10 protein-coding genes and 1 pseudogene are annotated in these 12951 nt (G+C 75.5%); 2 read left to right on the top strand and 9 right to left on the bottom strand.

The features are described from left to right. Nucleotides 1-69 precede the first annotated feature (69 nt). The 9 genes from ACWF94_RS17635 to ACWF94_RS17595 all read right to left on the bottom strand — a co-directional run bounded on the left by ACWF94_RS17635 (nucleotide 70) and on the right by ACWF94_RS17595 (nucleotide 10033). Nucleotides 70-1005, bottom strand: a complete 936-nt coding sequence (locus ACWF94_RS17635) for a quinone oxidoreductase family protein (protein ID WP_453488508.1) — start codon at nucleotides 1003-1005, stop codon at nucleotides 70-72. 368 nt (nucleotides 1006-1373) lie between these two features. Beyond that, complete coding sequence (locus ACWF94_RS17630) at nucleotides 1374-2927, bottom strand: NADase-type glycan-binding domain-containing protein (RefSeq protein ID WP_453488505.1); 1554 nt, start codon at nucleotides 2925-2927, stop codon at nucleotides 1374-1376. Continuing rightward, on the bottom strand, nucleotides 2924-3490 hold the full coding sequence (locus ACWF94_RS17625; RefSeq protein WP_453488502.1) for a phage tail protein: 567 nt from the start codon (nucleotides 3488-3490) through the stop codon (nucleotides 2924-2926). Before ACWF94_RS17625 ends, ACWF94_RS17630 begins: the two co-directional genes overlap by 4 nt. Before the next feature lie 124 nt (nucleotides 3491-3614). Then, the gene (locus ACWF94_RS17620) at nucleotides 3615-5576 is read right to left on the bottom strand and encodes a putative baseplate assembly protein (RefSeq protein WP_453488500.1); all 1962 of its coding nucleotides are present in this window, start codon (nucleotides 5574-5576) and stop codon (nucleotides 3615-3617) included. Beyond that, nucleotides 5576-6028: a GPW/gp25 family protein gene (locus ACWF94_RS17615; protein ID WP_453488497.1), complete on the bottom strand. Its 453-nt coding sequence runs from the start codon at nucleotides 6026-6028 to the stop codon at nucleotides 5576-5578. Before ACWF94_RS17615 ends, ACWF94_RS17620 begins: the two co-directional genes overlap by 1 nt. Before the next feature lie 115 nt (nucleotides 6029-6143). After that, nucleotides 6144-8036 (bottom strand): VgrG-related protein, encoded by a 1893-nt coding sequence (locus ACWF94_RS17610; protein WP_453488494.1) that lies wholly within the window; start codon nucleotides 8034-8036, stop codon nucleotides 6144-6146. Beyond that, complete coding sequence (locus tag ACWF94_RS17605; protein ID WP_453488491.1) at nucleotides 8036-8758, bottom strand: CIS tube protein; 723 nt, start codon at nucleotides 8756-8758, stop codon at nucleotides 8036-8038. The genes ACWF94_RS17610 and ACWF94_RS17605 overlap by 1 nt, the downstream gene beginning before the upstream one ends. 16 nt (nucleotides 8759-8774) lie before the next feature. Beyond that, nucleotides 8775-9197 (bottom strand): phage tail protein, encoded by a 423-nt coding sequence (locus ACWF94_RS17600; RefSeq protein ID WP_453488488.1) that lies wholly within the window; start codon nucleotides 9195-9197, stop codon nucleotides 8775-8777. Between the two features lie 170 nt (nucleotides 9198-9367). Then, a complete protein-coding gene (locus ACWF94_RS17595) occupies nucleotides 9368-10033 on the bottom strand; it encodes a hypothetical protein (RefSeq protein WP_453488485.1) in 666 nt (221 codons plus the stop codon). A 1117-nt stretch (nucleotides 10034-11150) separates the two neighbouring features. Here ACWF94_RS17595 and ACWF94_RS17590 point away from each other — a divergent pair. Together ACWF94_RS17590 and ACWF94_RS17585 are read left to right on the top strand one after the other, a co-directional pair. Then, on the top strand, nucleotides 11151-12413 hold the full coding sequence (locus ACWF94_RS17590; protein ID WP_453488483.1) for a hypothetical protein: 1263 nt from the start codon (nucleotides 11151-11153) through the stop codon (nucleotides 12411-12413). A gap of 201 nt (nucleotides 12414-12614) precedes the next feature. Continuing rightward, nucleotides 12615-12951, top strand: a pseudogene (locus ACWF94_RS17585) (hypothetical protein); the annotation flags it as partial.

Below are 12951 nucleotides of genomic sequence, written 5' to 3'. Positions count from 1 at the left end.
GGACAGCCCCGGACCGGTGAGCCGCCACGGGCGCACCAATCCGGGGCATCTACGGGCCAGGTCGCGGGCTCAGGGAACCAGGACGAGCTTCGTGCCGGCCCCGCGTACCTGACGTTCCCAGGCCGCGCCGACATCGCTCAGCGGAACCGCCTCCGCGTCCACGGTGATCGTCCGCTCGCCGATCAGCCGCGTCAGCGTCAGATACGCGTCCTGGCGCACCGGCAGCGGGCACTGGAAGAGGGCGTAGCCCCGCAGGTCGACGGCCTTGGACCGCAGAACGGCCGCGGGCAGAGTCATCGCCGGATCGGCCATGTGCCCCAGCTGGATATGGCGGCAGCCGTGGGCGGCGGCCCCCAGCGCGGCCAGTGCGGGGGCGCCCCAGAGCGGATCGATGATCACGTCCGCGCCGCCGCCGGCCGCCTCGCGCAGTCGCCGGTCCAGGCCGTCACCGCCGATGTCGACCACGGCGTCGGCGCCGATATCGGTGAGCGCGGCGAGCTTCTCGCCGCCCAGGTCGGCGGCGACCACCCGCCCGGCGCCCTGCGCCCGCGCGGCCTGGACCGCGATCCGGCCCAGGGCGCCGGTGGCGCCGAGCACCAGCACGGTCTCGCCGGGGGCGAGCCCCGCCCGCCAGCTCAGCGCGGTCCACGCCGCCAGGCCGCTGTTGCCCACGGCCGCGGCGGAGACATCGTCGGCCGCCGGGTCCACCGCCAGCAGGGCGTCCCGGGGGACGAGGGTCTTCTCGCTCCAGGCGCCGTGCGGAGGGACCGTCACATCGAAGAACACCCGGCTGCCGTCCGCCAGCAGCCCGATGCCGTCGCCGCCGGGTACGAACGGCACCTCGGGCGGCTTCGCGTAGAACTTCCCGGAGGACATCAGCACGGTGAAGTGATTGACCCCGGCCGCGGTGACCTTGACCACCGCCTCGCCTTCCGCGGGCTCCGGATCGTCGAAATCGCCGTAGTGCGGGGGCTTTCCCAGTTCCGTGAGAACTGCTGCCTTCATGACCGTGTCGCCGCCTTTTCGTGAGAGGGGGTCGGCCACACCGGCTCCGGGCCGACCCGGTCCCGCGGGGGCGCGCTCCGGCCCCGGGGCGACCCGGTGGCTGGGCTTCCTGCCCGCTCCCCGCGGGGGCCACCGTCTTACCGCTCCATCCTAGCCAACCGGGAGATGAGATACGAATCTGACTCAAACTTTCGAAAGGATCTAGGGTTCCTCCGGTTGGGCGGCCCGGATCAGCTCTCAGCTCTCAGTTCTGGCAGGCGGCAGGCGGCAGGCAGCAGGCGCCGGGCGGCCGACGGCCGGTGATCCGGGAGCGGGGCATCCGCGTGGCGGAGGTGCCAGCTCGTACAGCGGGCCGGCACCTCCCGGGGTCAGCTCGCGTTCGCCTGCGACGGGCCGAAGAACTCGATCTCCGCGATGGCCACCTGCTTCTTCGCCGCGACCCCGTAGGCGGACTCGATGGTGAAGCGGACCGCGCTGACCTCGCCGACACGGAAGGCCCGCCGCTGGTCGCCCGCGCCCTGGTCGAGGGTGAGGGTACGGGTCGTCGTGGTCTTCCCGTCGGCCAGGGTGATGTGCGCCTTGATCCGGTGCGGGTGCGCCTGCTGGGAGATCTGGTCGGCCCGGCGCGAGACGCCCGGTGTGATGATCAGGTCCAGCAGCCGGGTCGGCCGGTCGAAGCGGGCCTCGATCCACTCGCCCTGGCCGGAGTGGGACACCCCGGGACCCCACCAGGTGTTGTTGATCTTGTCGAAGGCCGACTGGGGCTGGTGCCCCGGGTACGAGCGGGACGCGCTGAACCGGTCGGGGGCGACCGGCGCGCGTTTGGCGAAGTGGTCACGGGTCGCCTGGACCATCTGAGGGATGTTGACGGCCAGCGTGATCAGCAGAGCCAGCACGACGGCCCAGCCCAGCCAGCTCAGTACGCGGTCGAGGGTGCGGCGCGGCCGGGGGCGGTCGCCCGCCCACGGAGTCTCCTGGTGGCCGAGGCCCGGCAGCCGCCGCCACCAGGGCAGGCGCACCCGGGCGGGCCCCGGCCCGTCCCCGGTCATGGGCATCGCGCACCGGACGCAGTAGTGCCGGTCGGGCCGGTTGCGCGTGGCGCACCAGGGGCAGGGGGTCCCGCCGTCCGTACCGGGTTCCTCGCCGGGCGGCCGTACGGCCTGCGGGTGGCGGGGGGCCGGCCGCCCCGGCAGGACCGGGGCACCGGCCGATGGCGCCGGGGGGCCGGGCTCCGGGTCCGCGAGGGGGACCAGGAGGCGGCGGGCCCGTTCGCCGGCGTCCGTGTCCGGGGGAGCCGGTGCCGGTGTCGCGGGGGGCAGGGGTTCGGTCGGCGCGTTCGGGTCCACGTACGGGGCGTTCGGGTCCAAGTACGGATCCATGTACGGGGCCGTCTGCGGGTCCGTCTGCGGGTCCGTATGCCGGGCGGTGGCGGGCGGGGCTCCCGTGGCGGTGTCCCGGTGGGCGGCGGTGGCCGGGGCGTTCCCGCTCCCGTCGCCCGCACCGGTGAGCGCCGTGTCCCGGGAGGGGCCCGGGGCGTACGGCGAGGAGTCCGGAATCGCCGATGCCGCCGTACCCGTGTTCCGCCGGTTCCGCGCCCCCGGGGCCAGGCCCGCACCACCGCTCGGCCGGGAGAAGGCGTCCCAGCCGTCGCCGGCGCCGGCCGCGCCGGAGCCCGCGCCGGCGGACGGGGCCGCCGAGCCCTGACCTGCCCCGGAGTCCCGGCCCGGACCGCCGGACGCCGCGCCGTGCCGACGCGCCGGGGCGTCCCCGGAGCGAGCCCCGGGCGCCGCCGGAGCCGACCGGTCCGCCTGCCGGTCCGCCTGCCGGTTCGTCCAGCTCAGCACGGCCCCGCAGGAGTCGCAGAACGACTGGCCCACCTCCGCGCGGGTGCCGCACGCGGGGCAGTTCTCGGGGGTCGTCATGTCGTCGGGGTCCTTTCGGCGGCTTCGCCGGCGGTCACCTGGACCGTGTACGGCATATGGGCGGGTCGGGCGGCGGACACCAGAGCGTCCAGCCGGTGGTGGTCCGCGGGGGTGGGGTCGGGCAGCCGCAGCCGTACGTGCAGACGCGGGCGCGGTTCGCCGGGGACGGTGCCGAGCGGGCGGGCGCTCCAGTCCGCGGCCCCGCTCTCGGTGATCTCCGGCTCCGTGCCGAACGCGAGCCGCACCGCCTCGGCCAGCCCGCGCCGGGTCCCGCGGACCCGGTGCAGCCGCACGGCGGCGGCCACGGCGGCCCGCAGCAGCGGCTCGGGCTCGCTGCCGTCGGTCTCCGCGCCGACCCAGCCGCCCAGCCACCGGGCGAAGTCGAGCGGTGCGAGGGACGGCCGGAAATAGGTGTCGAGGCAGTCGAGCACCCCGTGGATCGGCGCGACCACCTCGTCGAGCCCGGCGACGAAACGCAGGGCGAGATCGTCGTCGGCGAACACGGCGGGCAGCATCGCGCCGATCGGCGCGGAGGAGCCGAGACCGTCGATGGAACCCCTCATGAGCGGCTCCCCGCCGGGCGGCCGGGGCATGCGAGCCCGGCAGGATCCATCAGAGCCGCCCCAGGGCGCCGGCGGTGAGCGGGCCACCCGGGGGCGCGGCTCCCGGCCGCGTGGTCGGGACCCATCAGGCACCGTCCCCGATCACCCGTACGCGATGGTCGAACGAGAACGCCAGCGACGGCGGCGACAGATCGATGCGGTCCGTCGCCTCGCCGCGTTTGCCGGTCAGCGGGTCGGCGGGGTGCAGGACCACCTCGTCGACCAGTTCCACGCCCGGGACGCGTTGCAGCACCGCGAACACCTCACCGGCCTGGACGGGCCGCCCGAACGGCCAGCCGGTGCCGTCCGTGCCGCCGGTGAGCGGGTCGAGATGCCGGTAGAGCGCGTCGTGGGCCTGCCGGCGCACCCGGTCGGCGTCGACGCCCCGGAAGGCGTGCACGGTGGCCACCACGGTGACGCCCTGGTAGTACGGCGGCCCGACGGCCAGCCTTGTGCCGATCAGCCGGCGCTCGTCCAGATAGCGGGTCACCCGGTCCAGCAGCGCGTCCCCGGGGACCAGTTGCTCGAAGCGGAGCCGGCCGCCGGGGTCCGGGACCGCCTGCGGCACCACCAGCACCCGTACCGCGTAGGCCCCGTGCTCGCCCTCGTCGCCCGGCAGGCAGGTGATGCGCGCGGTCTCGGGGGCGGCCCGGCGGGCCAGCTCCTCGTAGTCGCGCAGGGTCACCGCGCGGTCCTGGGCCCGCAGGGTGATCGGCGCCCGGACCTTGGCCTCCGCCACCGTCTCCCCGTCCACCCCGCCGCGCGCGGCCTCGCGGTTGACGACCTCGGAGACGTACGGAATAGAGGAGCGCAGGATCCGCACGGCGCCGCGTGCCACATTGCCCGCCCGGCCGCCGCCGGTGCGATAGCGGCGGGCGCGCACGGGCGAGCCCTTGGGGGCGACCGTGCCGTACTGGCGCAGGGTGCCGTCGGGTTCGCGTACGGCCGGTCCGAACTCGATGTCGCCGGTGGTGGCGTCGAGGGTGATATGGCGGTCGTACGGACCCGAGGCACCGAAGTGCGCCACGACCCGCCAGTCCTGCCAGCCGTCGTGCTCGGCGGTCTGGAGCAGCAGGGGCGGGTCGTCGCCGACCACGGGCGCGTGCGCGAGCCGCAGCCGCTGCCCCGGCAGCCCCGTGGACTCGCCGAGCGCCTCGTCGTACACCGTCTCGGCGTGCACCGCCCCGGTGGTGCCGCCGATCGTGAAGGCGTCGGCGGCCCGGATGGTGGGAGACGTGGTGTAGAAGGGCTGGCCGGGCAGCGGGTCGGTGACCCGGCAGCGGAGCCAGCCCGCCTCGTGGCCGGCGTTGCGGGACAGGACGTGTCCGCCCGGGATGTGCAGGACGATCTCGCCGGGGCGGTTGAGACCGCCGGTACCGTCCCGGTCCACCTCGCAGGGCCGCCAGCCGTCCGCCGTCCACGCCTCCCACACCAGCGGGGGCTGCCGCGGATCCACCCCGACGCCGTCCACCCTGCTGTCCAGGTCCAGGGCGACCGCGCAGTGCGGTACGGCCGACGTCAGGCCGAGCAGCAGGGAGTCGCCCGGGGCGGGCGACTCGGCGAAGCACAGCACATCCTTGCCCTCCTCGCCGAGATCGGGCGTCCGGTCCGCCACCGGTTCGCCCCGGTGGTGCACCAGCAGATGGCGCAGCGCGCACGGCACGACGGCCAGCGCCCGCTCGGTGGCGAAGACGACCGCCTCCTCGCCCTCCGTACGCAGGGTGGCGGCCTCCGTGCCGACCGGCACCGCCACCGGCTCCTCCTGCGGTGCCGACAGCCAGAAGGTCACATCCGTGCGGGCGGCCGACGGCGGGAAGAGGGAGATCCCGACGAGGTCCAGGAACGCCAGATGGTTCTTCTCCGGCACCCGGTTGAGCCGGTAGACGATCTGGTCGGCCATATGGGCGACCGTCTCGACCAGCGTCACCCCGGGATCGGACACATTGTGGTCCGTCCATTCGGGGGCGCGCTGCTGGATATAGCGCTTGGCGTCGTCGACGAACTGCTGGAAGCGCCGGTCGTCGAGGTTGGGGGAGGGCAGAGCCATCAGCGGTCGCTTTCGGGAGCCGGGCCGGTCGTACCAGCCGCGTCGGGGCTGTCCGGCTCGTCGTGGGACGGAATGACATAGAAGGGGAAGACGAGGCTGCGCGGGTTGTTGGTGCCACGGATCGCGTACCGGACGTCGATATAGAGGACGCTCTCGGCGGAACCCGCCGTGACCTGGACGTCGTCCACCTCGATACGCGGCTCCCAGCGGTCCAGGCTGACGTGCACCTCGTGCTGGATGCGGCCCGCGGTCTGCTCGTTGACCGGCGCGAACACCAGGTCGTGGATCGCGCAGCCGAAGTCGGGCCGCATCGGCCGCTCGCCCGGCGCGGTCGACAGGACCAGCCGGATCGCCTCCTCGACCTCCCGCTCCCCGCTGACCAGGGCGATCCCGCCCGTCGGCCCGATGCGCAGCGGGAACGACCAGCCGGACCCGACGAACTGCTCGGCCATCAGCCGCGTACCTGCCTTCCCGAGGAGTGGTCGTGCCGTGCGCGGGGGCTGTGCCGACGGGGCCGTCCGTGGGGGCTGTGCCGTACGTGCCGTCCGCGCGAGTTGTGCACTCCGTTCACACCGGCCGTCCACCGACGGTCACCAGGCCCATGAGCGGCACGGTGACGGCCCGGATGCCCACGCTGGCGACGGAGTTGATCTGTACGGCCGCGCCCGCGCTGAGCATCGCGCTGCCGAGCGCCTTCATGTTCAGGGCGCCCTTCGCGTCCAGCGACACCGCGCCCATCAGTGAGCTGACGTTCACCAGACCCCGCCCCTGGATGTCCAGGGTGCCGCCGCTCTTGATGGTCAGCCGGCGGCCCGCGCTCAGCGTGAGGTCGCCGCCGGCCTCCACCGACACCGACGTACCGCCCCTGATGGTGACCTTGCCCTTGCTGTCCACGGTGATCTCGGTTCTGGTGCGGTCCAGGTCGACGGTCAGCCTGCCGTTGCCGCTGGCGAGCCTGACCCCCTGTCTGCGGGCACCGGTCCGCTGGCTGAGCAGGTCCAGGCGGTTGCCCTGCCGGTCGGAGACGGTGTGCCGGGACGCCTGCTTCCGCAGCCCGTCGTGCAGGGGTACGTCGGGGACCGGGGTCGGCCGGTCCCTGCCGTTGTACAGCCCGCCGATGACGAACGGATGGTCCAGGGCGCCCCGGTCGAAACCGACCAGCACCTCGTCGCCGACGTCCATCGGGAACACCCCGCCGCCGCCCGTGCCACCCAGCTGCACGGTCCGCGTCCAGTCGCTGACATAGGTGTCGTCCAGCCACGGGAACTGGAGCTTCACCCGCCCCTGGCGCAGCGGATCCTGGACGTCGGTGACGAGCGCGTTGGCCACGCCCGGCAGCCGTGGAGCCGCTTCCCCGCCGCCGGACGCGAGCCCGTACAGCGAACGCCACTGCCGTCCGCTGACCGTCACCCACGCCTCGTAGTGCCTGCCGTCGCCGAAGACATGGCGTACGGAGGTGACGGTGTACTTGCCCTCGAAGGGCGCCCCCACGTCCGCGAGCGCGACCGGGACACCCGGCCGGAGCTTCGGGTTCCCGCGCGCGACGACCTCCAGTTCGGCGAACGAGGAGGTGACGTCGTCGGCGAGGGCGTTGGCGGCGAACCTCACCTCGTTCTGCCGGTCGTACGGTGTGTCCGTCCCGACCAGCTTGGCCGTCCCGAACTTCTTGGCCGCAGCGCCCGGGGTGGTGCCGATGCCGATGCCCGGGTGGGTGATCGCGGGCGCGGTGGCCGAGAGCCTCTTCTTCGTCGTGACGTCCCACCCGCGCGACTCGACCCGGCCGATCTGGTCGGCGGCGGTGACGGCGGCCCGCAGCCGCAGGATGTCGTGCCCGCCCTGGAGCACGAACGGGCTCTTGTCGCCATCGGTCCTCGGCGAGGGCGCCCCGGACGACGGCTTCGGCCGGACGAACCTGAACTTCCCCTTCGCGTCCACCGACATCACCATCTCGTTCTCGTCGGCGAGCCGCGCGAGGAAGTCCCAGTCGGTGACATTGGACTGGCTGATGAACTCGTACACCGTCTTCGTCGGCTCGACCATGCCGATCGGCACCCGCGCCTGCGCTGCCAGCCTGCGGGCGATGTCGGACGCGCTCTGGTTGCGGTAGGCGGCCACCTGCCGCCGGCGCAGCAGCCGGTGGCCGTAGTCGTAGCCGCGGATGACGGCGAAGGAACCGGTGCCGTCGTAGTCGGCCTCCAGCGCGGTGACCTCGCCCGTCAGCAGCGGATCGGCGGCACCCCGCCCGTCGGCCACCGGCGCGAGCACCACCTTGGTGCCGAAGGTGACGCCCAGCTTGCCGAGGATCAGCCGGTGCGGGTCACGGAAGGTGAGCCGGAACGCGGCCGGCACCCCGGCGCCCTGGTCGACCCAGCTGTCCACCAGGGCCCGGGCGTACGCGGGCGGCAGCCTGGCGCCGCCGATCCGCACATCGATGACGGCGGAGAACGTGGACTGCACCATCAGGCGCGCACCTCCTCGGCGGCGGGCAGCACCAGTTCGGCTCCCGGCGGCAGCCGCGCCGGGTCGTCGATGCCGTTGGCCTCGGCGATCGAGCGCCACGCGGTGGGGTCGCCGTACTCCCGCCAGGCCAGCGACGGCAGCGAGTCGCCCGCCACCACCCGGTGCACCCGCCGCGCGGTGAGCGCGCCGGACGTCGGGTTCTGCCCCTTCGTCTTGCTCGGGATCTCGTGCAACTGGAGCCGGCAGGTGGCGCGGATGGGGACGCCCGTCGTCCCGAAGAGCGCGTAGTCGACCTCCACGGAACCGACGTACGCCGTGAACCGGGCCGTCGAGAACGCCCCCCACTGGAAGACGACCCACGGCGGCGAAGGCTGTTTGGTGCCGATGCTCTTGGCCGTCACCTCGCAGCAGTCGAGCAGCGACTCCACCTTCTTCAGCACGGTGTTGCCGGTCGGCTGGTGGGAGGAGTCCAGAAAGATCTCCAGGCTCATCTCACGCGGCCGGGCACCCATGAACTCCGGCAGCGAACCGCTCCGTTCGATCTGCGCGGGGGTGGTCTTCCACTCGGCACGCCGGGACAGCGACAACTGCGCCGGATTGAAGTCGAAGGCGAACGTCTTGATGATCCCGCCCGGGGTCGTGCCCCCGCCGGTCGGGGGCTCGTGAATCGCGAGCGTGGCGCGAACGAGGCTCTTGCCCGCTCCCTTGCCTGCTTTCGCCATGTCTGCCGTACCCCCTTCAGGCCGTGAATCCGTGATGGGCGATCTCCAGGACCTCCGTCGCCACGGCCGGGCTCGCCGGGTCGAGCGTGGGCCCGGTCCAGCTGACCGGCAGCACATCGACAAGGCCCCAGCGGGCCACCTGGGATCCGTCCGCGCGCAGTGCCGCGATCTGCGCGGTGGGCCGCCTGATGCCGGTCTGCACGGACGAGATCCACCGGGCGACCTTGGCGGTGTCCGGGGTGAGCGGGCGGGTCAGCCGGATGGTGGAGTACGTGACGCGGGTGGGCAGCGCCCAGACGAAGCCGTTGTTGCCGCCCTCCTGGCGGTGCTCGATCTCCACCTGCGACGACAGCCCCTCGCATCCGTTGAAGAAGCCCAGGCTCTCGCCGTCGATGCTGAGGGTGAACCAGATGGTGGAGCCCGGGTCCTGGCGGGGCATCGCGCGGGGGCCTTTCTGTCGTGTCTGTCGTGCCCGGTCGGCGGGTCGGACGGGGGTCGGACCCGGGGCCGGGGCGGTGGCTTGTCGGTGGCTGGTCGGTGGCTGGGTGGACGCTGGTCGGTGGCTGGTCAGGGGCTGGTCAGGGGCGGGTCGGGGGCGGGAGCCGCGGATCAGTTGCGGGAGTCGCGGAGTCTGCCGACGCGTTCGCGGTCCAGCCGCAGTTCGGTGCGGATCAGCCGGGTGACCCGGCCGATGATCCGGTGCACCAGTTCGTCGAGCTGGAAGTCGGTGAGCTGCCGTGGGTCGAACGAGCCTCCCGGGACCGCTGGGTACTCGGGTGGCGGCGTCGAACTCGCGGACGGGGGCGGTGCGCCGGCCGGGGCGGGTGAGGGTACGGGGCCGGCCGGACGCACGGTCGGCGGCATGGCCGGAGGCATGGGCGGTGGGGCGGTACGGGTGCTGACGGCCGAGGACCCGCCGGGCGCCGGGCTCTGCTTCCCGGCGCGCTGGACGACGGGCCGGGCAGCGGCATCGCCCCGGGCGGCCGTCGGCGCGGGCCCCGGGAGCCGGGGCGGGACGAGCGGGGCCACGGGGAGGCGGGACCGGCCCGCCTGCGCGGTGGCCGGCGGCTTCCTGGGGTGAACGGCCGGGGTACGGACGGCTGACGGGGGCGCCGACGCCGGGGGCACGGGGGCGAACCGGGCAGCGCCCGGGGGCACGGTGGGACGCGCTGCCGCCGGCGGCGCGGCATCGGCGGGCACGGCCTGGACGGGAGCGCCGAGCACGGGCCGGTTCGGGACGGTGCCCCGGGCCGGGGCGAGCTGGACCGCGGGCACGGCCCGCGACGGGGCGGGCAGCCCCGGAACAGGGCGCGCGGGCGAACCGGGCGGCGCGGGACGCGCGGTGGGCGGGGTCGGCGCCTCCGTCGCGGCCGGCGGGTTCACAGCGGCGGCGGGCCGCGAGGCGATCGGCGCACCGAGACCCCGGCGGGCACCCGGGACTGGGACCGGGACCCGGAGCGGGAGCGGGAGCGGTGTGCCGGACGGGCCGCCGACCGGCCTCGCGGCCGGGCCCGGGGAGGCGGCGGCGGACGACGCGGGTCCGGCGGTCGCCCGGGAGGCATGACCCCGCGGGCGCTCGGGAGCGGAGTCGGCCACGGAGTCGGCTGCGCCCCGTACCGGCTCCGGCGCGGGGGCGGGTGCTGGGGGCCCTGGCCGGGGCGGTGCGGTTGCCTGGGTGTGGCCGGTCGCGGCGGTGGGCGCCGGGTGCGATGGTGCCGGCCGTCGTTGGACGGCGGGCGCGCTCGCGGTGGGTGCCGGGTGCGTGGCTCCAGGGCTGGTTCCGGGGGCGGGCGTTGGGGAGTCCGGTCGGGCCGGGGCGGGCGAAGGGCTCCCGGCGGCCGGGACGGCGGTGGGCCGGGGAGGGGGTGATCCCGGTCGTCGCTGGAGGGCGGGCGCGGAGCCGCCGGGCGCGGTGGCCGCCGGTCGGTGGGCCGTGCCGGGTACCGGACGTGCCGGGGGAGCGCCCGGCCCGGTGTCCGCACCGGGCTGTCGCGGTCCCGCCGCACCGGGGCCGGGCGCGACATCGCGCACGGGCGCGCTCGGTGCGGCCGGGCTGTCCCCGGGGGCGGTCGCGCCTCGCTCGGGGGCGCTCGCCGTACGTATCGGGTCGGTCGGATCCGTCGTGATGGGCGCTACCGGGCCGCCACTGCGCCCGATGTCCGGGCCCCGGCCCGGCCCGGCGACCGCCCGCTGCACAGGGGCGCCGCCGACCGCCGTACCTGACGCGCCGCCGCCCGCTCGCGGGGCCGTGGCAGCCGTACGGCCGCTGGGACCGTTGGGGCCGTTGGGGCCGGTTTCCCTGCCGGAGGTGTGTGCCGTGGTGCGGCTGTCCGGAGTGCCGCCGGGGGGAGCGGCGTCCGTACCGGATGTACGGCTGCCCGGAGCAGTGCCGGTGCCAGTGCCAGTGCCGGTGCCACTGCCGGAGGTGCGCGACGTGGAGCGGCTCACCGGAGTGCCGCCGGAGGGGGTCGCGTCCGTACCGGACGTGTCGCTGACCGAAGGAGCGCCGGTGGGACGGGTGTTCCCGCCGGATGTGCGCGGTGTGGAGGCGCCGCCCGGACCACCGCCGGGGCGCACTGCCCCGGCCGCGTCGGGTCGCGGTGCCGCGCGCTGTATCGGGCCGTCACCGCTGCCACCGGAGTCGGTGGGGACGCCACCGGTGGCGCGGTTCCGTACGGCGGCCCTCCGGGCGGCGCCCGGCCTGGTGCGCCGGCCGCCTTCCTGGCCACTGCCGGTGGGCGGAACGGCCGGTCCACTGTTGGTGGGTGGAACGGCCGGTGAGCCGACCGTGGGCGGAATGGCCGGTCCGGCCGCCCCCGTTGACGACGCCGACGGCCTGTCCGCCGTACCGGGCGGGTCGGGCGCCGACGTCGCCTCGGGCGGCCGGCCGCCGGGGAGGCCCGACGGCCGGCCTGGCACCGGCAGTGCCCGGCGTCGCACCATCGGCGGCACCGCCCGCGCCGTGGTCAGGGACTTTGGCCCTGACGACGGGCGTACCGGTGTGGGGGCCACCGGAGGAGCGGCGGCGTCGATGGACGACCGCGCGGGCACTGCCGGGGAACCGGGCCCGGTCGTGGCTGACCGGGCCGGGCCGGGGGCCGCCTCCGGCGCGGGTGCCGGTACCACCGACACCATCGGCGCGGACCCGGCCCCGCCGGTGAGCGGTGACCCGGCGGACGCCGAGGACGGCGACGACGCCGGGCCGCTCGCGCCCGCCCGCTGGACCGAGGGGGTGCGGCCGGGGGTGCCGCCCACCCCCGCCCGGGGGGACGAAGTGGCGGCTGTCGGCCCGCCCGTACGCACCGGTACGGACAGCGGGCCGCCATCCGTGGCCGAGCTTCCCGGCGCACGCGTGGCGGAACTTCCCGGCGCACGCGTGGCCGAGCTTCCCGGCGCACGCGTGGCGATCGCGCCCGCCCGCGCCGTGCCCATGGGACGTGCCGTACTCGCCGCACGCGTGGTACTCGCCGTGTGCGCCGCCCCCGCCGTACGCGACCCGCTTCGCCCGGCGGCCAAGGGCACGGCCGTCAGCCGGGGCCCGCCTCGGGTGCGCGGGAATCCCGGTGCGGCCAGCCGCTGCCCAGGGGCCTCCGGGGCGCTCTGCGGCAGCGCCCGGAGGGGCACCGCCTCGGCGCGCTGCACCGGCTGCGCCTGACCGGCCAGCGGCAGGGCGCCCGCCCGGCCTTCGAGACCTGGGACGGGCCCGCCGGTTGCCGCGTGCGGGGCGTCGCCGAGCACCGCGCTCGACCCACCGTCCAGGACGGCATGGGACGCCGGGCCCAGGAACGACGGGTTCTGCCAGGTCGGCAGCCGCCCGCCGAACCGGGCGTCCGCGACCACCGCCCGCGTCGACGCCGTGGCGCGCTGGATCGCCGGCAGCCCCCACCAGGAGGCCACCGCGACCGTGCCGCTGTCTGGCACCGTGCCACTGTCCGGCACCGTGCCACTGTCCGGCACCGTGCCACTGTCCGGCACCGTGCCACTGTCCGGCACCGTGCCGCTGTCGGGCACCGTGCCACCGTCCGGACCCGTCGCGCCGCCCGCCCGTGCGCCACTGTCGTGCGGCGTGGTCCCGCCCGCCCGCGTCCAGCACGATGACGCCGACCCCGAACGTCGCGTGCGCCTGCGGCGGTCGGTCCCCGCGCTGCCGGCTGGTGACCGCACCCGTACCCGTGCCCGTTCCGCTGCCCATC

Source organism: Streptomyces sp. NPDC055078 (assembly GCF_053607985.1).
This window is presented reverse-complemented; position numbering and strand designations above follow the sequence as displayed.

What these genes read in the sequence shown, in the direction of transcription:
- ACWF94_RS17630 (WP_453488505.1), bottom strand. Translation starts at nt 2,927, where the DNA reads ATGACGACCCCCGAGAACTGCCCCGCGTGCGGCACCCGCGCGGAGGTG.
- ACWF94_RS17610 (WP_453488494.1), bottom strand. Translation starts at nt 8,036, where the DNA reads ATGGTGCAGTCCACGTTCTCCGCCGTCATCGATGTGCGGATCGGCGGC.
- ACWF94_RS17600 (WP_453488488.1), bottom strand. Translation starts at nt 9,197, where the DNA reads ATGCCCCGCCAGGACCCGGGCTCCACCATCTGGTTCACCCTCAGCATC.
- ACWF94_RS17635 (WP_453488508.1), bottom strand. Translation starts at nt 1,005, where the DNA reads ATGAAGGCAGCAGTTCTCACGGAACTGGGAAAGCCCCCGCACTACGGC.
- ACWF94_RS17620 (WP_453488500.1), bottom strand. Translation starts at nt 5,576, where the DNA reads ATGGCTCTGCCCTCCCCCAACCTCGACGACCGGCGCTTCCAGCAGTTC.
- ACWF94_RS17615 (WP_453488497.1), bottom strand. Translation starts at nt 6,028, where the DNA reads ATGGCCGAGCAGTTCGTCGGGTCCGGCTGGTCGTTCCCGCTGCGCATC.
- ACWF94_RS17625 (WP_453488502.1), bottom strand. Translation starts at nt 3,490, where the DNA reads ATGAGGGGTTCCATCGACGGTCTCGGCTCCTCCGCGCCGATCGGCGCG.
- ACWF94_RS17605 (WP_453488491.1), bottom strand. Translation starts at nt 8,758, where the DNA reads ATGGCGAAAGCAGGCAAGGGAGCGGGCAAGAGCCTCGTTCGCGCCACG.